This window comes from Candidatus Electrothrix sp., from assembly GCF_052785085.1.
Genome location: NZ_JALAAI010000061.1, coordinates 1 through 22,667, shown reverse-complemented (window position 1 = coordinate 22,667; position 22,667 = coordinate 1). Strand labels below are relative to the sequence as shown.

Genomic DNA, 22,667 nt, shown 5'->3' with positions numbered 1-22,667 from the left:
CGCACTCTCTGGCACTACATTAAGAATCCGAAAATCTGTGATGAGTAATTACAGATATTTGAAAGAGGAGCAAGGCCCCAAAAAGGACTTTTTTTCGTGTTTTGAGCACAAATCCTACGAACTTGGGTTAGTGCTTGCCTCTTTTTTCTTTTATAACAAGGCTAATGAATACCTCGTATTTCTTGGTTATTCATTGCTTGTCTTTGTTCTGTTATTGACTGTTTTTGGTCAGGACTTTCCGGTTTGCTATGTCACAGGGGAGGGAGTAACTTCTTTTAAGAAGGCCTGTGAATATCTGGCCTGTTTTTTCTATTTTTGTTCACTGTATATTATTCACAAACGACAAAGGGATATTGACCGCAACTCACTGCGTTTTATCCAGATTGCCGTGATCTTGGCTGCTTTTTCAGAATCAATAAGTATTATTTTTGCTCACCAGTATAACACCCCATTGGATACCACGCTTGGAACACTGGGCAAAATATTCTCCTTATACTGTTTTTTTCAAGCTGTTTTTACAGAGAGTTTGCTCAAGCCCTATAACACTCTTATTGACAAAATAAGGGCGCATGAAGAACACCTGGAAGACAAGGTGCGGGAAAGAACAGCTGCTCTTCAGCAGACTACAGAGCAGCTTGAAAAGGAAATTGCAGACCGCATTAAAGCAGAAAAGGAATTGATATGGGAGCTGTCGGTGAAGAACGAACTGGCCCAGGTTTCTGATGCCTTAATTTCCCGGTCTTTTTCCATGCAGGAAATTGTGGGCCTGGTACTTGATGCAGGCCAGAGACTGACCGGATGTCAGCAAGGCTTTGCAAGTACGGTTGACCCGGTCAGCGGGGCAGTGACTGCGTATCCTGGAAAGGATTCTTTTATTCTTGAGGGCAGGAAAGAACAGCCTGTTACGTTGTTTTCTGCCAGGCAGGGCGATACCTATCCTGGTTTATGGGGACAGGCCCTGAATACACAGCAGGGATTTTATGTAGATTTTATCTCCACAGATGATCAACAATCAGTGCTCCCTTTTAAACTTACGCCGCGAAAAAATGCTTTAAATGTTCCAGTGTTGCTGGATAAAAAAGTGGTCGGTCAAATCGTTCTTGTAGATAAACAGGAAAGCTTTACCCGTCATGATCTTGCGGCAACAGAGCGTCTTGCCCATCTTTTTGCCCTTTCTGTGCAACGCAAGGAGATGGAGGATGCCTTAAGTAAGAGTGAGTTTGAATGCCGAAGCCTTTTTAATGATGCATTGGATATGATCCATATTGTGGATCGGCAGAGAAAGATTACCAGCGTCAACCCTGTGGAACTTAACACGCTGGGGTACAGCAGAGAGGAGATTATAGGGAGGCCCTTGGTGGATATTATTCATCCAACCTATAAACAGGGAACTACTGATGTCCTGGAGCAGATGTTTCAGACCAAAAGATGCATAAAAAATTATGAGACAGCCTTACTCGGCAAAAATGGGCAACAGGTTGATATTGAAGTGAGTGCGGTTCCGCAGCTTGAGCAAGGTCGGGTTGTCTCTATCCGGGCAATTATGCGTAATATTACAGAACGTAAAAAGGAGGAACGGGAGCGGGAAGATCTGGAAAACCAGCTCCGTCATTCCCAGAAAATGGAGGCAATCGGTACCCTTGCCGGTGGGATTGCCCATGATTTTAATAATATTCTTGGCCCGATTTTTGGTTATACCGAAATGGCTCTGGATGTTCTTCCCAAGGATGACCTGGTTCGGCCCTGGTTAAAAGAGGTGCTTTCTGCCAGCCATCGGGCCAGGGAGCTTGTACGCCAGATCCTGACCATCAGCAGGAAAGCAGATAAGGAAGTGCAGCCATTGAGGGTTCAGTTGCTTATTAAAGAGGCCTTGAAACTGCTGCGTTTTTCCATTCCCAGTAATATTGAAATCCGCCAGAACCTGGTGCCAGACTGTGAGGCAGTGTTGGCAGACCCTACTCGTATTCATCAGGTGATCATGAATCTGTGTACCAATGCCTACCATGCCTTACGAGAGACCGGCGGGGTGCTTGAAGTGTCCCTGAAACAGGTCAGCCTTACCCAAGCGGATATACAAAAGAGCATGCGTCTGCAACCTGGAGAGCATCTGCAACTCATTGTTCAGGATAATGGGCCGGGAATCTCGGCTGAGATTCTGGAAAAAATTTTTGAGCCCTATTTTACAACCAAGGCTCAAGGCGAAGGAACAGGCTTGGGCCTTGCTGTGGTGCAAAGTATTATCCTGGACTTGTGCGGTGACATCAGGGTGGATAGCGAACCGGGTAAGGGGACAGCATTTCATGTGTATTTGCCGGTTATCCAGCCAGGTAACGGTAAGGTATTGCCAGAGGATGGGGAAGACTTACCCCGGGGAACAGAGCGAATTCTTGTTGTTGATGATGATCTGGAACTGGTCAGGATGAACCAGAACAGACTGGAGAGGTTAGGCTATCAGGTGGCTATGTATACTGAGAGTTATGAGGCCTTTGCCGCGTTTCAGCAGGAACCGGATGCTTTTGATCTGCTGGTGTCAGATATGACCATGCCCAGAATGACCGGTATTGATCTGACCCAAAAAGTTCTTGCTCTTTGCCCTGATCTTCCTGTGATTATCTGCACTGGCTTTAGCGAGCTGATTGATGAAGAAAAGGCACAGAAGGTAGGGGCCCGTGCCTTGCTGATGAAGCCGTTGACAAAGAAGGAGTTGGCCTGTGCTGTCCGGCAGGTACTTGATCAAGAGGGGCAGAAGAAGGAATAAGGGCAACTCAGAAAACTGATCTGCATTTTGCGGGTTACCGGGTAGACACCGGGGTTCAGGGGTTGTTACGTTTTTTATGTTTTCGAGGAGGTAAGGGTGAACAGAGGAATAGAATAATTGCTGCCTCCAGCTTTTCAACCTGAGTCGTCTACTCCTTCCAGATCCTGTTCATACACGAACTTGATAAAGCGCATCAGGCAGATATCATTAAAGGAGTAGAATTTTTCCGATGTACGGAAAACTAAGTCGGCTGCATAGAGTTTTTCAATCTTTGCTGCCACGGCCTTTTTCGGGACTCCGAGCTTATCTGCAATGGCCTTGGTGTCCACAGGCTGATTATTATAGCGGGTAAAATAGTAGATCTGATACTGATCGTTTGCCCTTGCCCGTAGTATTTCAGGGTCGTATGGAGGAGGGCTGCTCCGTCAGGTATAGAGAGCGGTTTCATGTACATAAGATCGAATCGTCCACCCAAGGGCCCTCCCATGACGATTCTGAAAACCATAGTTACTGCGGAACCGGAAACCAGCATGGGGGCCTTGCGACTCTGGGCCTGTCGATCAAAGGTGTTAGCCAGCAGGATGGCACCATACCCCTCCGAACGGTCCTTGGAATCCATCAGCTCCTTGGGCATATTATAGACAGAGGTCTGCATGTCCTGAAACTCATCAATAATCACTGCAACCCTGATGCCGGAATGGGAGCCGAGCCGTTCCAGCACCCGGATAAAGGCGTCCCAGTGGATCAGGGCGTCTTCTTCGTCGTGGCTGGTATACCGTTCCAAAAACTGCTCTATATACTCCAGGGCCATTTGACTTGCTGTATGGGTTGTTGAGAGGGAGGCAAGTTTGTTCAGCGACATGGAGTCGTTACTGAACAGCATGGCATCCTGCTCACAATAGGCCAAATACTGGCGGAAAAAGGTGGTGGCGTATTCCAGGAGAAATTCTCTGAGGGTCCGTTTCTCCCGATTCATTTTAAAATAAAACGGGACCGCCTTATACTCGGGTTTTAAAAAAACCGTATTGACCAGTCTGTCCAGCAACACGGTTTTACCAATTCTGCGCGGAGCGATCAGGGCCGTGCTCGGGGCTGCCATGCGCTGAATTGCCGCGATCCATTGGTCCAGTTCGCGCAGTATTTCCACCCGGTCGGTGAATTCGTCCTCGTGGACCATTTCTTCTACGGGCCATATTTTCATATCAGGTATCAGGGTGTTCATTATAGGCTTATGCGAAAAGTTTGTTTAGGCTGAAGGCTGGTTGTTTTCCCGATCCAGAATGCCTGTTACAATTGAAAAAATATCCAGAAGATCTTCCGGGAATCGGAAGGTGTGAATATCCTTGCTCAGTTGTTTTGCTTCCCGCTCTAACACGGCAAAACGCCAAACTTCACCGATAGTGATTGCGCCGTAGACCCTTGTCAGGTCGGCCTGCTCTTCTTCATAGATATCCATAGCAATCATTTCTGCGGCCAGCTGATTGAATCCCCGATCAAGGTCACCTTTTTTTGCCTCAATAACGATCAGTTCCTGCGAAGAACGGAAAAGATAGTCAATGGTTCCGCTGAGTTTATCATTGACGCTGACAGGATATTCAATATTCAGGCGCGCATTGATATGCTGAATCACTGCATGCAGGACAGGGGCGATCATCACTTCCCGTTTTGCGATTTCCGAGTTGACGGATATTTTTGGGAGGATGGCGTAGTAGGTGGTGCTGATCTGTTTAATCAGTTCCTTGCTGATATTGTTTTTGCGGGGAAGGTCGAGCGGTTGGGTAAGAAAAGAATATCCGAGTTCTTTGATAATATCTTCGACAGGATTGTCCAGTTCGAAATAGTCACTGAAGGTGTATTTTTTGCCTTCTTGAAATATGCTTCTCACAGCCTTTCTCCATGTTATCAGTGCATATTGTTCCGCCTGACTGAACCGATTTCTTTGATTGTTTTTTCTTGAAATGAGGTTTAGGCTAGTCGCTATAATTCTTTCTGTCTGCATACCATACCCTATGCTAAAGAGCAAACAAATGCAATTCATCGAACTCAACCGCCGTTTTCGCGATATTACCGAAGAAGAACTTGAAAACCCAGAATTATTGTTTTCCTTTGGCGAAAGCTTCCTTGATTCCACCACTGACGACTGGGCAAAGCTGCTTGAATCCAGCCGGGTGGTGCTGCTGGCTGAAGCTGGTTCCGGGAAAACTGAGGAAATGAACGAGCAGGTCAACAGATTGAAAAGCGAAGGGAAGCATGCCTTCTATGCTGATCTCGCCTCACTTGATCAGGAATCTCTGCCTGATTTGCTTTCCGCCGATGATGAATACGCTTTTACTGCCTGGAAAAAAGAGCATGATACCCCAGCTTGGTTTTTTCTTGATTCAGTTGACGAACTGAAGCTTACCCAAGGCAAACTGAAACGGGCAATCAATCGTTTTGCCAAAGATGTTTATGGGTTGCTTGACCGCGTTTATGTGATCATCTCGTGCCGTCCCAGCGATTGGAAATTTGATTTGGACTTGGAGGTAGTGCAGAAAGTGCTTCCCATAACTTCTACTGCACAGAATTCGGTCGATTTGACAGGAGAAGAGCTGTTTCTTGCTCCGTTCCGACGGGATGAGGAAAGGCAACAGAAAGAGGAAGACAAGTCTGCCGAAGAAACAGATGTTGTTCGGACGGTGATAATGCTACCTCTGATGCCCAGTCAAATTGAAATGTACTCCAGCAGTTGTGGCGTGGAGGACGCTGAAACCTTTATGGAGGAAATTCAGCGGCAGGAAGCTTGGCTTTTTGCAAACCGTCCTCTTGATTGCGGCAATCTTGTTCAGGTATGGAATACAAAAGGGAAGCTCGGAACTCGTGTTGAGCAACATGAAGCGAATATTGCAGCCAAGCTCAAAGACGACCCGGAACGGCCTGACAACGATCTGCTGACAGAGGAAAAAGCCAGAGAAGGTGCGGAGCGACTTGCTCTTGCCTTGACCCTCACTCGGACGCGCACCGTGTTGGCACCGGGCCATGAAGCAGCAGATGGTGTGCTTGACCCGGCTGTGGTGCTTCCTGATTGGACGGTTGCGGAACGGAATGCGCTTCTCCGCAGAGGGTTGTTTGATCCGGCAACCTACGGACGCATTCGCTTTCATCATCGCTCGGTGGAGGAATATTTAGCAGCCTACCGTTTTAATCGGCTGCGTGAAAAGGGTATGTCAATCAAGGCTTTAAAACGATTTTTCTTTGCGGAACGGTACGGCGAGGAGGTGGTCATTCCGTCCATGCGGCCTATCGTTGCTTGGCTGGCCTTGTGGAACGATAATATACGCCGAGAGCTGATCAGGCGGGAGCCGGAGGTTTTGCTGGCCTATGGTGATCCCGGTGCATTGTCGATAGAAAATAGAGCAGAACTGTTGCGTTTTTTTGCTGCTGCTTATGGTGAAGGCGGGCGGCGGGGGATCAGTATTTCTATAGGAGAAATTTGTCGACTGGCGCATCCTGCATTAGCTCCGGTGGTCCGTGAGCTGTGGGGGGAATATTCTGCCAGTGAAGAAGTAAGCAACTTGCTACTCGAAATTATATGGCAGGGAGCAATTGAAGACTGCGTTGATATTGCCGAAAATGTTGTTTGGGATATGCAGAGGTCAGAGCATCAGCGAGGACTTGCGGTTTTTGGTCTTGTTGCCTGTAATCAATCAACAACGTTGCGTAAGATTGCCGAGTCCATTCTGACTGAACAGAACCAATGGCCGGGAAGGACTGTTCCCCAGCTTGCGCATCAGCTCTTTCCTGAATACCTTTCTGTTAGCGAGCTTGTCGTGTTGATTAAACAAACACCGGAGCCTCGCAGTGTGACATTTGGATTTTCATGGTATTTTGAGCTGATTGCAGGAGATGTTGTTCCGTCATCCAGCACAGCGGTAGAGCTGAGGAATGCGATTGCGGATCTGATCTGGCAGGGAAGACACAGCAGGCAAGAGGGATACGGGAAGATAACCGGCAAGTACGGTTATCTGTCTTCAGGACTAGCTATTTTATGCAAAAAACAGCTTTCATCAATTACTTTTGATCGTGATTTGATCCGGGCATGTACGGTGGCGAACCGTTTTGAAAAGGAACTAAATTCAGGCGAAAAAAATCAACTCATTGCAATCAAAAAGCACTTCAAAGATAATCCAGAACTGCGGGAAAGAGCATTTTTGATTGAAGTCGATCTGATGAGCTGTTTGGTACCTGCCCAAGAAGACAGGCTTCTGGATCATGATGTAATGGAGAACAGTTTGCTTGGGCCCCGCTCTGAAACCAGCTTGAAACTCGACCGGGGCTGGCTTTTCAAAGCACTCAATGACACAACCGCGACGCAGCAACAAAGACATGTTGCGCTTGAAGGACTTCTTTTACTTTGGCATCTGAATGAACGCTCGGACACCGAAGCAGAGCAGCTCCGGCAGGCTGTGGCCGATGATAGCTTTCTTGCCGAGAAGGTGAAAAGAGATACCGCACCGATCAAACCAAATCCTAAAAAAGAAAAATGGGAACGACGGCGACGCAGGAGAGAATGTGTTCGCAAGGGACGTGAACGCCAACGGATAGAGAAATGGCAAAAATGGCGGGAAGAACTGTTGGCAGATATAGAGACAGCCTTCAGCTCGGAACAAGTTTTCTCAACACTGCATAATCTCTATCACTGGCTTAATATCCATACAAAAACACACCGCCCATCTAAAGTTTGGAACAAAATTGAACTTATCCAAGCCTTCAATGAAGAAGTTGCTTCCCGTGCTGCGAACGCTTGCAAAATAATTTGGCACAAGGAATCTCCCACTTTATGGAGCTATCGTGCGGATGGCGAGAGAGATCTTATGATTTGGCATTATGCCTTATGTGGTCTTGTCGAAGAATCATCTTCACCGGGATGGGCTAAACGGTTGACCGATGAAGAAGCAAAGCGTGCTGCTGCGTATGCAACGCTTAATTGGGATGATTTTCCTTCTTGGTTTGCAGGGTTAGTCAAGGAACACCCAGGCGCAGTTGAATCAATCTTGGGCGATGAACTTAATCGCCAACTAGCAATGGCCTCTGATCACCAGCATCTTCCTCTTCTATATCGTTTATCCAATGCAGAAGTATCTGTTAAAAAGCTTCTGGCTCCCCGCCTTTGCGCTGCCCTGCCGAACTGGCCCAAAAAAATTGCTGAAGAAAAAAGCGTGAGGTTTTCAGCAGATCATCTCGGTCGAGTGATAAAAATTCTTGACGAAACGGCAGAATTACAGGAACGTCAAACTTTTGCTGCTGAATGCTCCGTGCGATTCAGCAAAGAGCCGGATGGGCCGCTGGCACTGTCTTGGCTAGCGGGGTTATTTCGCTTTGATCCAGAACAAGCCGTTGAAGTCCTTGAGCAGGGTCTGAATGCGGTCAAAAAGTCTGCACGAACAGACCTTGCTGTACGTCTCTTTGCCGGATTATTTGAAAGGGATTCAAGCTCAGTCCTGCCCTGTTTATCCAGAATTGAAGATCAAGCAGCTAAGACTAATGCGTTAAAACGTTTGTTACTATGTGCGTATACCTTCATTCATCCAGAACAGGATAAGATTCATGATGGAGCCTATTCACCAGATGTTCGCGATAATGCTGCAAGTGCTCGTAGTAGTTTGTTAAGTACACTACTTGATACTTCTGGAGCAGGGGCGCATAACATCATCCTGGAGCTGGCTGACAATCCGCTTTTTGGTCATTTTCCAGACCGCCTGCGTCAGATGGCGAGAGAGAGGGCTGCAAAAGATGCTGAGTTTGCCCCCTACGAACCTGCTGCTCTGGTTACGCTTGAAAAGAAGTTCGAGGCACCGCCGCGTAGCCGAGATGAATTATTCGGGGTCATGATAGATCGGTTTGAGGATATTCAGCACGATATTGCCCATCATGATTTTAATATCCGCCAGACACTTCGCACCATCACGGATGAAGAGGAAATGCAACGTTATTTGGCCAAAGAGTTCGATGAAAAAAAGAACGGGGCGTACACCGTTGTACGAGAGAATGAGAAGGGGGATAAAAAACGAACCGATATTCAGCTTAACGCTATTCACGGCGAGCAAAAATCTGTTATTGAGATCAAGTTGGCGATAAAAGATCGCTGGACAATAGCTGATTTTCAGTGCGCCTTGCGTAATCAACTTGTTGGAAAGTACCTCCGCCATGAAACCTGCAAAGCCGGTTGCCTGCTGCTGACCTGCAACGGTAGTAAAAAATACTGGCAACATCCTGAAACCAAAAATCAAGTTTACTTCCCGGAACTGATCAAGCTGTTGCAAACTGAGGCCAAGGCAATTGAGCAGGAAAAGAATCACGAGGTTTGTCTTGCTGTTTTTGGTCTTGATCTTACCGACCCACATCTTGAACCAGCACATGGAAATAATCGGCATCTTGAAGATAGAATGGATATCGAAGATGCAAAAAAAGCCCTTGCAGACCCACAAGAAAATCTTTCTGCCCAAGAGGTTTGGAAAGAACTTGGCGTTTAGCATATGCGCTACGATATAGAATTTCGTCCTGCGGTTCTCAAATCCCTCAAGCCCTTCCCAAAACAGGATTTGGTACGCATCAAAAAAAAGATAGAGGAACTGGCTGAAAATTTACCCAATCCTGATCAGACCAAGATGAAAGGTAATAATCCCTTTCACAAAGTCCGATCCGGTAATTACCGGATAATCTACACCATAGAAGAAAAACGTCTGGTGATTCTGATCGTGAAAATCGGGCATAGAAAAGACGTGTACAGAAATTTGGCGTGATCCGTCGTAGGGATATGAAAAACCGTTGACAAAGTTATCAAAAACGATAACATTTAACCATGAAATGGAAAATAACATTCTACAGTCAAAAAGTTGAAGAAGAGACGCTATCTTTTCCCAAAGGAATTCTCGCCAACTTTTTACATATAGCTGAGATGATAGAGGAGTTTGGTCCGGCACTAGATGGGCCGTATACCAAGTCGCTCGGTCAAGGGCTGTTTGAGATGCGAGCCAAGGGGAAAGAGGGCATTGGACGATCCTTTTTCTGTATGATGAAAGGGAAGGAGGTGATTATCCTTCACTCTTTTGTAAAAAAATCTCAAAAGATCCCTCAAAAGCGTGCCCCCCGGCCTGCGCCCGAGACCAAACCTACAAATAACAAGGAGATACAAACTTGTTACTTAGAAGGAACTTAAAATCGCCCGAAAAAGATTGCAGGAGGTACGGTCATGAGAGCCACACTTGATGAGTTTAAAAAGAAGGCATTAGCCGATCCTGAAGTGGAAAAAGAATATCGTAAACTTTCTCCTGCTTATGCGTTGAGAAAACAGCTGATAAAAATCCGCAAGGATGCTGGCTTAACCCAGGCGGAAATTGCTGAAATCCTGAAGACGAATAAAAGTAATATTTCCCGACTGGAAAATGTGCATTCAACGATTTCTCCCCGACTCTCAACCATTGAAAAATACGCCAAAGCTGCGGGTTACGATCTGAAAATTAACTTTGTTCCTCAAATATACTCAACACCGGAATGAATTGATTTTCTTATTCTTCCATACGTGATGTAGAAATATCGGACGCTATTTTTTCGCCCTTTTTCGGAGTGCCGAGGAAAAGCGTCCCAAAGGGACAATGGTTCCGTTTTTTCAGAAATGCGGTAGTTCAAAAGACCGAACCGCAATTATTGATCTGACCTCTCCAGTTAATCGCCAATAAAAAAAGAGTTATCCCGTATTTTGTAGTACAATTCATCTTCTGTTCATGTTTTACTGATAAAATAGAAGAAAATAAGATGTGACGATAGAAAGATCGTCCCTCAAAATATATTTATTCTTTAAAGGAAGAGTCCGCTATGAACACTTGTACACTATCGCTCCGGCATTCTGCTCCAGAAAAATTGTTTACAGATTACTTACTTGCTTTGACAACTCTACTCCTCTCTCTGTTCTGCGCAAGCACAGTCCAGGCCAGTGATGACGAGAGGTATGAGCGTTATAGAGGAAGAGAGGTGAAGATGTACGGCGTTATTGACAGTATGCCGAGTTCTGGTTTAACAGGAAAATGGGTCGTTGGCGGTCGTCACGTTGAGGTTACCGACAGAACGGAGATTGAGGAAGAACATGATCGGGCCGCAGTAGGAAGGCCTGTAGAAATAGAAGGGTATCGGGATAATGACAGGCTTATTGCCCATGAGATTGAAGTGGAGCGAAGCAGAAGGCACCGCCGTTCTGATCGTTGAGCAAATTATCCATCGTTTTAACGCTGGATAACTCAACACCCCAAGGTAATCGTCACCGCAAACCCATGAGGCTCCCGGTTACGAGCTGAAACCGTTCCCTGGCAGGCAGCAACACAGGTCTTAACAATAGCCATGCCCAGACCAACCCCTCCGGAATCCCGATCACGGGAAGGCTCTGGCCGGAAAAAGGGATCAAAGAGGCGATCAAGATATTCCTCAGCAACACCTGGCCCGGAATCCTTGACCATGAGAATGGCCTGCCTGTCTTTTTTCTCAGCAGTAACCGTAATTGGGCCAGCCTCACCAGCGTATTTCACCGCATTGCGAAGCAGATTCGCTAAAGCTCGGGTCAGCAGATCAGCTGAGGCAAGGGCAGAAAGCTCAGGATCCACCTGCACATCAAGCTGCACCGCTGGCGTTACCTCCCGGCGGACAGCCGCTTCCACCACAGGCAGCAGGAGAATCTCCTCCACTTCAACCGCGCTGGAGTTCATCTCTGCTCGGGAAAAAGCTAACAACTCCCGGATCAGCTTGGACATCTCTTCCACATCTTCCATCACATCCTGCACCCGTTCCCGGTTGTTACCCTGCAGCCGTTGCTCTAACACCCCTAAACCGAATTGAATCCGGGCCACAGGCGAACCCAGTTCATGGGCCGCATCACCGAGAAAACGCTTCTGTCCTTTGACAAATTCATCAAGCTGGAAGGTCATATGCTTGATGCTCGTTGCCAGCTGACCAATCTCATCGGCCCGAGGCTCATTAATGGAGACGTTGAAATTTCCCCTGGCGATCTCTTCGGTGGCCCGGGTCATACGGATGATGGGCTTGGTAATATGACGAACCAAAGGTATCCAAAGCAGGGCCGAGATAAGCAGCACTGCCGTCGCAACCACCATCCAGGGCAGGGGGTCAAAGAAAAATCCATTGCCGGTGATAGAATCAGAAACCGCCAACAGTATGCCAGGCACAGGCCCATGTTCTGCGTCGGGTAGAAAAGGCATACGCATACCAAACCAATACCGATCCGGCTCCTTGGAACGCATGATCAGCTCCCGGCCTCCTTTGTGTCTTTCCGGCAGATGAAATTTTTTCGGACAGCTCTCGAACTCTTCTTCTGTTTGGTATTTTGCTTTAAAATCAACACGCTGATGAAAAAAGCGCTGGCTACGCAATCCCTTATGGCGAAGAACTTCCCGTATCCTATGATGAACCTGTTCAGGCAGGGTTTTAAAAGCAGGAGAAAAAATAGTTTCGTTTTTCAACACAACAACAAAGTCAACACCGTGAACAGCTCCGTGGCGGGCCAGTATTGCAGGCCATTCCTGGGGCCGGGTCTGCCTGAGATCATGGGAGATCAGCATGCTGGCGGCCCGCAATCGATCCGATCCCTGTCGCCCAAAAAAGTCGTGTAAATGAACCTGGGGCTGAAAGGCGAAAAACAACGTTAATGCTGCCAGGACAAGCAGGAGGTTGAGAAAAAACCAGGACAGAATCTTGGTAAAAAGGGTGGAAGTCGGTTTGATCATTCTTCTTTATCAGGTCGATGGAACATGTAGCCAGCAGTGCGGATGGTACGGATGAAACGGGGATTGCGCGGATTTTCTCCCAGTTTTTTGCGCAACGAGGATATATGGACATCCACAGATCGATCAAAGACTTCGTAGTTTCTGCCTGCAACTGCATCAAGAAGTTGATCACGGTTCAGAACCCGGCCAGCAGAATGGGCCAGGGTAACCAGAAGATCATATTCCAACGGAGTCAGGGTCAAGGTTTCCTCGTTGAGCCGGACTGTTCTCGAACCCTGGTCAATCCGCAGTTCAGCAAAAATCAGCACATCATCAGCTGCGTCTGAGGCTGTTGATGGACCGGGCTTGTCTTTCACCCGTTGACAGCGGCGGGTCACAGCACGCAGGCGGGCAAGCAGTTCTCGGGAGGAAAAGGTTTTGGGCAGATAATCATCAGCTCCCATCTCAAGCCCGACGATGCGGTCAGTTTCATCGCCTCGGGCACTGAGCATGAGTACCGGGATATCAGATTCTTTACGGAGCAGCTTGAGCACCTCAAAACCGTCCATTTCCGGCAGCATCACATCAAGGATGGCGGCATGATATGTTTCGGCCTTGACCATCTCCAGGCCCTGGGCTCCGTTATGGGCTGCTTCAACCTCATAGCCCATTGGCTCCAGATAGTCGGTGACCAGGCGGCAGAGTTTGCGGTCGTCATCAATCATCAGTATTTTCATAACAGGTTCCCCGGCATATCAATATTGAGCAGTAGCTCCCGAACCGTTGCATAGATCCGTTCATCGCTGCTGGCTCGGGGGCCTGCGACATTCAGTACCTGAATGGTATTTCTTCTCAGCCATTGCTCAACAACCTGTATAGCATCTTCTAACGAAAAATAATCCATGTTAAGATGCAGGCAGGGGCGATCATAGCGAATTGCCAGGGCCTCAGTCAGGGCAGAACCACTGCTCAGTGGACCATAGGAAACAATCAGAGTGCCATCACTTTCCTCAACATTTTTCCGGGTTCGATCCCGATACCGGTACGAATCCAGTTCCTGGAGGCAATATTCTTGGCCCAGCGGCCCATCCTCTGTTATTCGTCCTTTGGGCAACCAGCCCCCGTGGGGAATGCCCCGTTCTCTTGCGGCATCCAGAGCTGCCCTGTCAGCCCCTGTCTGGCCCCCTGAAATTATTTTTATCATCTTTTCCTCAAGGATTGATGTTCTTCCGGGTTGGCAAAAAGGAAATAATTTTTTATCTTCTGGTTATACGCAGTTCACTCGTGTTCTGCAACTGTAAAACTCCTTGAACACCGAGGTCAGATCATGCAAGAAGCTTCTCTATATACCCAAGAAGAGGAGCGTAGGATATCCTGCGCCCTTTGCCATCATCACTGCCAAATCAATCCAGGAAAAAGGGGACGTTGCGGGGTGCGGGAAAACCGGGACGGCCGCCTTTATTCCCTGGTTTATGGACGATTGATTGCTGAACACGTTGACCCGGTGGAAAAAAAGCCCTTTTACCATTTTCTCCCCACCTCCCGATCCTATTCCATAGCCACAGTTGGTTGTAATTTTTCCTGCCTGCATTGCCAAAATCATCAAATATCTCAATACCCCCATACTCATCAGGGGAAAATTACCGGAAGCATGCGTACCCCAAAAGAGGTTGTGCAAGCAGCAGAGCAGGCAGGCTGCCAGAGTATCAGCTATACCTATGTGGAGCCAAGTATTTTTTACGAGTTTGCCCGTGATTGTATGGAACTGGCCCATGAACAGGGCCTTGCTAACCTCTTTGTCAGTAACGGGTATATGAGCAGGGAATGCTGCCAGGAACTGGCTCCGTTGCTTGATGGAATCAATATTGATATCAAAGCCTTTTCCGAAAATTTTTATCGCAAGATCTGTAAGGCCTCTCTGCAACCAGTCCTGGATACTGTTTGTTTGTTGCGGGAATCAGGCGTCTGGGTGGAAATGACCACCTTGCTCATTCCCGGCCTGAATGACACACCTGATGAGCTGACAGCCCTTGCCTCTTTTATTCATAGCGTTGATCCTGCCATTCCCTGGCATGTGACTGGTTTTTATCCCACCTATAAGATGCTTGACCGCGCTCCAACTTCAGCAGACTCCTTGCGTATGGCCCGACAGATTGGTCTGGATGCAGGCTTACGTTTTGTCTACCAGGGGAATGCCAGCTCCGGCGATGGTGAGAATACGCTCTGTCCTTCCTGTCATACAGAGTTAATCACCCGAACCGGCTTTATCGTGCAGAGCAATCGACTGCAAGACGGCAGGTGTCCAAAATGTCAAGAATCTCTTGAAGGACGTTGGTAAGGGCTTTTTCCGGTGCAAAAAGAAAAGGGCATGAAAAGAGGTGCTGATGTGTTGCGTATCCAACCTGTGCGGTTTACTCTGTTGATTGCAGCCTTGGTCGGGGCTTTTGTTTTGGGAAAATGCTCAACCCCAGAGCCACCTGAAGAAACCGTGTCTGAGGTGACGCCGTATCCTGAGCGAGCAGAACAGGAAGAAAAACAGGAGGCGGAAAAGCAGGAAGAACAGGTGATTGATAATAAGGAGATTCGTTTTGATGCACAATGTCGGGAGAACAGGCTTCATCATCAATGTCCTGTGTCGCGCTTTTTTGTATCTGAAGCAAGGTGGGGTGCAAGGATATATGGAGAACCTGATGACCAGGAGTTTCCAGGACGCCTTTTTATCCGGTTAAAGCCAGTACGAAAGAAAAAACGTATTGCGCCACCAGGGAAAAAAGTGGAGGAATATGTACCTCCTATTTTTGACGATGATATCCAGTACGCTTGTAAGGGGAACCTGATACCTGCTGTATTGGCAACTATTACTGATTTGGAGGCTCAATCTATCCTGTATGGTGTCGGTCCGCTCAGCGACTGTTCTGGGATTCTTCATCGGGTTTTGATGGGGGTGCAAAAACGTTGCCCAGAACACGAGTACCCTTCTCTTGCACTGTGTCGTGATTCCAGAGAGCTGGCACGTTGGTATCATGAGCAGGGAGAGCTGATTCTTATCAAGGACGCTGTGGCCCAGTCTGATCTGATCAGACCGGGAATGGTGTTGTTTTTTGGTCGAACCGGGGTCAGGTACAAGAATGCTTCTGTCAAGACGCTGTTGTCCTCACGGCATGGGATTTATCATGTGGGTGTGGTGGTGCGGGTATATAAGGACAGGAAGGGGAAAGTGGCGAGGTATGAACTCTTTCACGGGCATGGCCGCAGAGGCAGGACAAAGGCATCTGTAACAAAATGGCATAAACGCAGGCCAACCAGGGCCAGTTATCCGCCCTTGGGCAACGGACGTCAGCAACTGGTGGCTGTGGCCCGGATTGTCCCTTTGAAGAAAACGCTGAAAGTTGTTGAAAAAGATAATATCTTACCCTTAAAACACCCTTGAGTAAACGCCCCCGTACCGGTATGATATACAGGTTTACCTGGCTGAATCCGCAAACAACCGCACCACACATCTTTCTGTTTTATCAGCAGGACACAAAGAAAAATGACATCCCTAATGCCTGAAAACAAAATATGGCCCGTGGAAGAAATGGTCCACGAAGATGAATTCACGGACCGAGTGGAACTCCTGCGCGAGCTGGACCAGTGGGTCGCTGCGATCCGGCGCATGGGCGCAACCAGCACTGCCCTGATCGCGCCCCGGAGAATCGGTAAAACCGTGCTCCTGGATCGGCTGGTGAACACCGTGTTCTTCAAGCCGGAGTATCAGGTCGCACCGTTTTACTTCAAGATGACCCGGGAAAAACGGACGCTCAGGGAGTTCCTGCTGGAGTACGCAACTACCTTTTTCCGGCAGTACCTGGCCTATTGCGAGCAGGATCCCGTGCTATTCGGACAGGATACAACAATGGAAGAGCTGCTGGATTATAGAACAGACCATAAGGCCGCCATCATGGCAAAGGAATATATTCAGCGTTTTGTGCATCGCTATACGCATCACGGAGATGAGGATGCTCTGATCCATTGGGATGCCTTTATTCGGGTACCTGAACGGCTGGGTTCCCATTCCGGCACCAGAGTGGCTGTGATCATCGACGAGTTCCAAGATATGCAGTTCAGTATTTACAATATGCCCAAAGAGCTGATGGATGCCAAAGACCGCTCAGACGGGTACGGTGCCATCCGGCTTGCCAACACCTTTGACCGGCAGGCCCAGAGCCGCAAGGCACCCATGCTGGTTTCCGGGTCCGCTGTGACTATGGTGTTCCGAACCGTCATGGGCGGGCCGCTGGGCGGACGTTTCGGCTTCAAATATATCAAACCGCTTTCCGTGCCCGACGGGGCCGCGCTTCTCCATACGACCCTGAAATACTATGCTCCGGATAAGAAGGTCACACCGGAACTTGCTCTCTATGCCAGTGCCCAGACAGGAGGTCATCCCTATTATCTCTACTGTCTGGCGATATCCGAATGCGAAGGGAAAAGTTTCAGGAGCCGGGAGGACATTGACCGAATCATCCGCTACGAGATCGAAAACGGCAAGATCTACGGTTTCTGGAGGACCCACTTCGACAACAACCGGGACCTAATCAATCAGGATGATGATACGGAGCTGGGGAAAAAGATCATCTACTATTTCACCCGCTATAATAATCAGCCTGTGGATACCAAGGCCATTGCGGACAAGCTCGGGGTGCCGAAAAAGGCTGTAGCAAAAAAGATAGAGAAGCTCTACGCAGCAGATTTGGTTTATCGGAGTGCGGAAAGATTCTACACCTTCAATGATATCTGTCTGATGCGCTTTATCAAGTTTGTGTATGAACAGGATCTGGAAGGAGTGGACGAGGTGGATCTGAGCCAGCAGGGACTGCTCAACACCATGAAGGGAAAATTTCTGGAAATGGCGACCGAGGTTTCCATGCTCAAATTCAACCGTGAGCAGCTGCCCGGTGCTTGGTTTGGTAAGCAGGGCGAGCTGGAGGTACCTCTGTTTCAGTATGTCAGAACCCAGACTGTCAAGGCGGCAGCAAGCCCGGCCTACCAGATTGACCTGCTCGGCAGAGAAGAAAAAGAAGATCGGGTCTGGCTCTGTGAATGCAAGTACACCCGGAAGCCTATGGGGATGGCACAGGTGGAAAAACTTGAGGCTGCGGTACGGGTATTCAGGCAGCAACTGGAAGAAGAAAGACAACCGGTGCCGGAAGTACGGTTTTGGCTGATCTCAACCGGCGGGTTTACTGACGAGGTGCTGGGGCTTGCTGGCAGCCGGGAGGATATGTATGCATCTGATTATGACGGTATTAACAGCATCTTCAAGAGATTCGGCAGTAATTACTCCATTCCTCTGTTTGCGGAGAATGAAAAGCGCACATAAGGATTTCCCTAAAAACACCCCCTTGTTCGGTATGGGATTGTAGGGGCAGGTCCCTGTGCCTGCCCGTTTATATACCGTATGGGACATTCAGGGCGAACACAGGGGTTCGCCCCTACGGCATTCAAGATAATGGACAGTATATTGTCCATAACTGAAAGATTATTGCTGCAAGGGGTGATATATTAACCTTTACTTTGTTTCGTCACCGGTTACAATGAAGTCATGCTCACCTCCATCCCCGCATTACTCACCCCGCCGGAAACAGAACAGCTGTTGGCGGAACGCTTCAAGACCCTGCGCCTTCAGGCTGGCTATAAACGGATCACCTTGGCTGCTCGGGCCGGAGTGTCTCCGGCATCTCTGAAACGTTTTGAGACAACAGGGCAGGTATCCCTGAAAAACCTCTTGCGTCTGGCTCACGCCCTTGGTCGGCTGCCTGAGTTTGCCGACCTTTTTACTCCTCCTGAGGCACGCTCTCTGGCGGAGTTGCGGGAGATGACCCGACAAAAAACACCGAAACGGGGAAAAATCTGATATGGCTGCTGGAATGCAGGACGTAGAGGTACGATTTACTGTTTCGCCGGAAGAATCACTGCCAGTGGGTGTTCTGGCGATACAGGGGCATCGCCTGTTTTTTGAATATCATTCTTTCTGGCTGCAAAGGAACCTGGAACTCTCCCCCTTTATCCTGCCCGCCAAAGCCGGTCTTGTGGAACATCAGCAGCGGACTTTTGGGCCGCTTTTCGGGCTTTTTGATGATTCCTTGCCCGACGGCTGGGGACTGTTGCTCATGGATCGGCATTTTCGCAGCCTGGGTCGTGAACCGAGCACCCTTTCTCCCCTTGACCGCCTGCTGTACCTAGGCCGTTCCACTATGGGCGCATTGACCTATTATCCTCATGAGGCCCGGACTTCGGAGACAGATTTGCTGGATCTTCATGACTTGGCTGCGCATTCTCAACAAATCTTTGCCGGTGACGAGGCCGAGATACTCCCCCTCTTATTGCGCACCGGCGGCAGTCCGGGCGGGGCGCGGCCCAAGGTGCTTGTGGGCTGGAATGGGCAGGACAGGAGGATTATTGCTGGTGACGATGATTTGCCTCCCGGTTTTGAGCACTGGCTGGTCAAATTTTCAGCCGAAGAAGACAGCCGCGATGCCGGGCCGGTGGAGTATGCCTATGCCCTTATGGCCTGTGCTGCCGGTATTGCAATGCCGGAAACCCGATTGTTTACCACCGAACAGGGAGAGTCTTTTTTCGGGATCAAACGTTTTGATCGCAGCCCGGATAATCGTCGTTACCATATCCACACCTTTGGCAATCTTATCCAGGCGAATTTTCGTATCCCGTCCTGTGATTATGCTGATCTTTTCAAGGTGACCACCCTGCTGACCCGCAACCATGAGGATCTTTTGCGGGCCTTCCGGCTGATGCTGTTCAACATCCTGACTCATAATCGTGACGACCATGTGAAGAATTTCAGTTTTATTTTGGATGATCGCACAGGGAAATGGTCTCTGGCCCCGGCGTATGATCTCACCTTTGCCAACGGCCCCGGAGGTGAGCACAGCATGACCGTTGCCGGTGAAGGGCGTGCTCCTGGGTACAGGCAGGTTGCCGAGCTGGCAGGACAGTACAGTGTTGCGGAGAAAGAACTGGAGATGATGCTTGATGAGGTTGGCGCTGCTGTGGAACGCTGGCCGGAGTTTGCTCAGGTTGCTGGGGTTAGAAGGGTGGTCAGTGCGCGGATTTCTCGGCGGTTGGCTTCGATACGTTTTGGGCATAAAGGGTAACAAGGAAAAAGGTTGTCCTCAACCGGAAGGGCAGGGCACTTGCTGATTGCTGAAGAACATCCTTGAACAAACAGTTCCGCATAGGTATGATGCCCTGAACACAACATTATATATCCTTTCATTCTGTTATGGGCATCAGAGAAAAAACATGCAGCAGATCATCAGGCCGGAACAGGTACTACCTGCAAACCAGCTGAAAACGGCGCAGTTCCTCTGCGAACACATCTTCCCGCATCTCCCGAAACAGCATTTCTTTCTGGTCGGCGGCACGGCCTTGGCTCTGCAATACGGCCATCGGCAGTCAGTAGATTTCGATTTCTTTTCCTTTCCGCAGGGCGAAACCACTGACCCGGCTATAGAAACCGTGGACAGGCTGTTCAGACGGCAGGGGATCTACCAGCGTCGTGACCTGGAAATAGTGTACGGGCAGCTGCATTATCAGATCAACGGGGTTGCTGTCCTCTTCAGCGTATTTCAGAATTTCAGTGCCGAGTATGAACAGGAATTCTACCGTATCCCCCTCCTGCCCACAGCAAAGACAGCCTTTGATTTTGACATCCCCCATACTCTTGACCTTGCCGGAATGAAGGCCTTTGCCCGCTGTCATCGCAGCAAGATGAAGGACTTGGTCGATCTTGCGGAAATCCTTGAGCAGGGCTTCTCCCTCTCGGACATCATCAGCACGGCGGAACAGCAGTTCGGCTATGACATTTCCGGCAAAGAGATCCTTAATGCCTGTATTGATATTGAGGATGTACTGGAAAATACGCTTGACGAGCCGATCACCTTTCTGCGCAGGCAACGGGTGGAGGACTATATCGCCTTCCTGAAAACCAAGGCTCTGGAACTGTGCAATGGTGATTCTTAAAGTTGAAGAAGGTCACTCAGCGGCGGTTGCCCGGCTCCGTGCCGATTGCGCCGAGCTGTTCTGGGATATTGATGTCGGCAGGCTTGACTTGCAGAAGCATTATAAGCTGATCATCACCCAGGTGCTGAATTACGGTTCCCTGACCGCTGTTCAACATCTGTTCAAGGTCTTTACAAGGGAGGCCATGCGGGCCGCTCTGGAGGAGCCGATCAAAGGTTCCTGGTATCCCCGGACATATACCGCCTTCTGCACCCTGCTGGATGCAACGCCGCACAGCCGGGCTGTGAACAGAACTTTGATCCGCCCCCGAAAGAAGGATGCCATGACCCGCTTTTTTGAGCGGCTGTGACAGTTTCCTCTGATGTCGGGCCGCTATTGAATCTCTTGTATAATCGGACTGAAAAGAATTTTCTGGCTCACCACAGAAGCTGTTCCGTTTTTCAGATTATGCTACTTCCAGCCTCAGACTTTTCCCTAAAGCCTTTGCATAATTTGCAAGAGTGGATAGGCGGATATCCTCTGCATGATTTTCAATTCTTGAGATAGCAGATTTGCGGGTTTTCAACTTGGCTGCTATCTGTTCCTGAGTGAGTCCAGCGCTGATTCTGGCTTCTTTGAGCAGGGCACCTATTTTGAACTGCTCGTAACCGTCATCATAATTTCGGGCGAACTTAGGGATCTTCTTCTTTCTTTTCTCAATATATTTATCAAGATCATCCATGATGTTCCCTCCTGCTCAGATAGTCTTTTTTCCTCTTTTCGGCCAGTTTAATTTCTTTTATATAAAGTACACAAATATGTGAACATGGTCAAGGAGAGCATTCAGCCTGCGATACTCTTGAAAAAAGGTTTACACTGTCTATTTTGGGACACCGACGTGAAAGGGCGCTCCTGGGTACAGACATGTTGTTGAGCTGGCAGGGCGGTATGGTGTTGCGGAGAAAGAACTGGAAGTGATAATTGATGAGGTTGCCGCTGCTGTGAAACGCTGGCCGGAGTTTGCTCGGGTTGCTGGGGTTAGAGAAGTTGTCAGTGCGCAGATTTTTCAACGGTTGGCTGGGGTGCGGTTTGGGGGTAAAGGGTAAAAAAAGGTGGATTATTTGCGGTTGAGCCGTCAGTCAAATCTCCTTGAGCCACGAAACAAAATATATGTCCGGGCATAGCGTAATCTAGCAGATCTCCCCGTCTCTTTGTTACTCAATACCTTGCCTTTTCCATAAAAATATGTTTTTTATCTTTGTAGATATTACTATGAATATCTCCTTGATCGGAAGATAACCTTCCAGGCAGCAACAAATAAATAACCCTTGATTTGCAGCTAGACATTTCAGATGAAAAAATCCGAACTAATCGGATGAATAGGAGAAAAGTATGCAAACCCGTCCATATGCTGTCCCGACGTTACTAGAACTTATACGTACACATAGGTTTCGTATCCCCCAATTTCAGCGTAACTTCAGATGGACTAATGCTCAAATAAAACTTCTGGTCGATAGCATGGCGAGAAATTACCCTATGGGGTCATTACTGGCTTTGGCTAAAAATCCTGAAATTCCGCTGCAATCAAGATCTATTGATGCGTATGTAAGTCAACCGGATGTCAACAGCCTAACTTCTGACTATGATCTCCCTGATACAGACAGCCTTTTTTATGTGTTGGATGGACAACAGCGCCTAACTTCTATTGCTCGTGTTTTTCTCAATGGCGATCCCAAAAGGGCTTTTTATTTTGATCTTAAAGAAATAATAGAAAGTTTTTCAAGCGAAGATGATAATACTTCGTGGATTAAAGCTCCTCGCCGCCGCAAGGAGAATCCTGACCGTCGAGAACATAACAGATGGATCAGAGCAGATATTGCGATGTTAGACAGCTCAAAAACAGAAGTCTATGTATATGAGTATCTTACAGACTCAGGTGAAGTTCCAGATTGCCAAAACGACATGACTCGGCGGTGCCAAGTAGCGGCACAAATTAAAAATATTTTTGATACATTAAAAAACTACCAAATTCCAAGTAACCGTTCAGACCCCTCTCATTTTTTTTACGCAGCAAGAGGCAGAGGAGGCACATCCAGCCCCTGGCGCCGAGCCGTGATAACCTCAGCGAGATATTTCCACGGACAGGCGTTGCGCTTCCTACA

22 protein-coding genes are annotated in these 22,667 nt (G+C 48.5%); 15 read left to right on the top strand and 7 right to left on the bottom strand.

Features of this window, described 5'->3' with window-relative positions; all coding sequences use genetic code 11:
* The first annotated feature begins 40 nt into the window (after positions 1 to 40).
* Positions 41 to 2,758 carry an ATP-binding protein gene (locus tag L2082_RS11055; RefSeq protein ID WP_446011748.1) on the top strand — a complete coding sequence of 906 codons (2,718 nt, stop codon included), beginning with the start codon at positions 41 to 43 and terminating at the stop codon, positions 2,756 to 2,758.
* 134 nt (positions 2,759 to 2,892) lie between these two features.
* On the opposite strand, the gene L2082_RS11050 is transcribed toward L2082_RS11055, so the two are convergent.
* From L2082_RS11050 to L2082_RS11040, 3 genes are read right to left on the bottom strand one after another with little or no spacing between them, the layout of a single operon-like run.
* A complete protein-coding gene (locus tag L2082_RS11050; protein WP_446011747.1) occupies positions 2,893 to 3,039 on the bottom strand; it encodes a hypothetical protein in 147 nt (48 codons plus the stop codon).
* Positions 3,000 to 3,980: a hypothetical protein gene (locus L2082_RS11045; protein ID WP_446009881.1), complete on the bottom strand. Its 981-nt coding sequence runs from the start codon at positions 3,978 to 3,980 to the stop codon at positions 3,000 to 3,002. The genes L2082_RS11050 and L2082_RS11045 overlap by 40 nt, the downstream gene beginning before the upstream one ends.
* Positions 3,981 to 4,004: 24 nt before the next feature.
* The gene (locus tag L2082_RS11040; RefSeq protein WP_446009880.1) at positions 4,005 to 4,643 is read right to left on the bottom strand and encodes a hypothetical protein; all 639 of its coding nucleotides are present in this window, start codon (positions 4,641 to 4,643) and stop codon (positions 4,005 to 4,007) included.
* A gap of 142 nt (positions 4,644 to 4,785) precedes the next feature.
* Here L2082_RS11040 and L2082_RS11035 point away from each other — a divergent pair, with 142 nt between their 5' ends.
* The 5 genes from L2082_RS11035 to L2082_RS11015 all read left to right on the top strand — a co-directional run bounded on the left by L2082_RS11035 (position 4,786) and on the right by L2082_RS11015 (position 10,996).
* On the top strand, positions 4,786 to 9,267 hold the full coding sequence (locus L2082_RS11035) for a hypothetical protein (protein ID WP_446011746.1): 4,482 nt from the start codon (positions 4,786 to 4,788) through the stop codon (positions 9,265 to 9,267).
* A gap of 3 nt (positions 9,268 to 9,270) precedes the next feature.
* A complete protein-coding gene (locus L2082_RS11030) occupies positions 9,271 to 9,537 on the top strand; it encodes a type II toxin-antitoxin system RelE family toxin (protein WP_446010181.1) in 267 nt (88 codons plus the stop codon).
* A 59-nt stretch (positions 9,538 to 9,596) separates the two neighbouring features.
* Positions 9,597 to 9,953 carry a type II toxin-antitoxin system RelE/ParE family toxin gene (locus tag L2082_RS11025; protein ID WP_446010182.1) on the top strand — a complete coding sequence of 119 codons (357 nt, stop codon included), beginning with the start codon at positions 9,597 to 9,599 and terminating at the stop codon, positions 9,951 to 9,953.
* 33 nt (positions 9,954 to 9,986) lie between these two features.
* On the top strand, positions 9,987 to 10,292 hold the full coding sequence (locus L2082_RS11020; RefSeq protein WP_446010183.1) for a helix-turn-helix domain-containing protein: 306 nt from the start codon (positions 9,987 to 9,989) through the stop codon (positions 10,290 to 10,292).
* 317 nt (positions 10,293 to 10,609) lie between these two features.
* A complete protein-coding gene (locus tag L2082_RS11015) occupies positions 10,610 to 10,996 on the top strand; it encodes a DUF5666 domain-containing protein (RefSeq protein ID WP_446010184.1) in 387 nt (128 codons plus the stop codon).
* 32 nt (positions 10,997 to 11,028) lie between these two features.
* Here the strand turns inward: L2082_RS11015 and L2082_RS11010 are convergent, their stop codons facing one another.
* From L2082_RS11010 to L2082_RS11000, 3 genes are read right to left on the bottom strand one after another with little or no spacing between them, the layout of a single operon-like run.
* Entirely contained in the window at positions 11,029 to 12,525 is a 1,497-nt protein-coding gene (locus L2082_RS11010) for a sensor histidine kinase (protein WP_446010185.1), read from the bottom strand.
* Positions 12,522 to 13,241 (bottom strand): response regulator transcription factor, encoded by a 720-nt coding sequence (locus L2082_RS11005; protein ID WP_446010186.1) that lies wholly within the window; start codon positions 13,239 to 13,241, stop codon positions 12,522 to 12,524. Before L2082_RS11005 ends, L2082_RS11010 begins: the two co-directional genes overlap by 4 nt.
* A complete protein-coding gene (locus L2082_RS11000) occupies positions 13,238 to 13,708 on the bottom strand; it encodes a putative molybdenum carrier protein (RefSeq protein ID WP_446010187.1) in 471 nt (156 codons plus the stop codon). The genes L2082_RS11005 and L2082_RS11000 overlap by 4 nt, the downstream gene beginning before the upstream one ends.
* A 123-nt stretch (positions 13,709 to 13,831) precedes the next feature.
* On the opposite strand from L2082_RS11000, the gene amrS reads away from it, so the two are divergent.
* The 7 genes from amrS (at position 13,832) to L2082_RS10965 (ending at position 20,875) form a co-directional block, all read left to right on the top strand.
* Complete coding sequence (gene amrS / locus L2082_RS10995) at positions 13,832 to 14,842, top strand: AmmeMemoRadiSam system radical SAM enzyme (RefSeq protein ID WP_446010188.1); 1,011 nt, start codon at positions 13,832 to 13,834, stop codon at positions 14,840 to 14,842.
* A 30-nt stretch (positions 14,843 to 14,872) separates the two neighbouring features.
* Positions 14,873 to 15,934 carry a hypothetical protein gene (locus tag L2082_RS10990; RefSeq protein ID WP_446010189.1) on the top strand — a complete coding sequence of 354 codons (1,062 nt, stop codon included), beginning with the start codon at positions 14,873 to 14,875 and terminating at the stop codon, positions 15,932 to 15,934.
* Positions 15,935 to 16,048: 114 nt separating this feature from the next.
* Entirely contained in the window at positions 16,049 to 17,866 is a 1,818-nt protein-coding gene (locus L2082_RS10985; protein ID WP_446011745.1) for a hypothetical protein, read from the top strand.
* Between the two features lie 222 nt (positions 17,867 to 18,088).
* Complete coding sequence (locus tag L2082_RS10980; RefSeq protein ID WP_446011085.1) at positions 18,089 to 18,400, top strand: helix-turn-helix domain-containing protein; 312 nt, start codon at positions 18,089 to 18,091, stop codon at positions 18,398 to 18,400.
* A gap of 1 nt (position 18,401) precedes the next feature.
* The gene (locus tag L2082_RS10975; protein WP_446011086.1) at positions 18,402 to 19,658 is read left to right on the top strand and encodes a type II toxin-antitoxin system HipA family toxin; all 1,257 of its coding nucleotides are present in this window, start codon (positions 18,402 to 18,404) and stop codon (positions 19,656 to 19,658) included.
* Between the two features lie 148 nt (positions 19,659 to 19,806).
* Positions 19,807 to 20,526, top strand: coding sequence for a nucleotidyl transferase AbiEii/AbiGii toxin family protein (locus tag L2082_RS10970; protein WP_446011158.1), 720 nt, complete (start codon positions 19,807 to 19,809; stop codon positions 20,524 to 20,526).
* Complete coding sequence (locus L2082_RS10965) at positions 20,513 to 20,875, top strand: DUF6922 domain-containing protein (protein ID WP_446011159.1); 363 nt, start codon at positions 20,513 to 20,515, stop codon at positions 20,873 to 20,875. The genes L2082_RS10970 and L2082_RS10965 overlap by 14 nt, the downstream gene beginning before the upstream one ends.
* Before the next feature lie 96 nt (positions 20,876 to 20,971).
* Here the strand turns inward: L2082_RS10965 and L2082_RS10960 are convergent, their stop codons facing one another.
* Complete coding sequence (locus tag L2082_RS10960) at positions 20,972 to 21,247, bottom strand: helix-turn-helix domain-containing protein (protein ID WP_446011160.1); 276 nt, start codon at positions 21,245 to 21,247, stop codon at positions 20,972 to 20,974.
* A 232-nt stretch (positions 21,248 to 21,479) separates the two neighbouring features.
* Between L2082_RS10960 and L2082_RS10955 the strand changes: the two genes are divergently transcribed.
* Both L2082_RS10955 and L2082_RS10950 read left to right on the top strand, forming a co-directional pair.
* Positions 21,480 to 21,611 carry a hypothetical protein gene (locus L2082_RS10955; RefSeq protein WP_446011161.1) on the top strand — a complete coding sequence of 44 codons (132 nt, stop codon included), beginning with the start codon at positions 21,480 to 21,482 and terminating at the stop codon, positions 21,609 to 21,611.
* A 286-nt stretch (positions 21,612 to 21,897) separates the two neighbouring features.
* On the top strand, positions 21,898 to 22,667 hold a 770-nt coding region (locus L2082_RS10950; protein WP_446011162.1), incomplete at its 3' end, for a DUF262 domain-containing protein.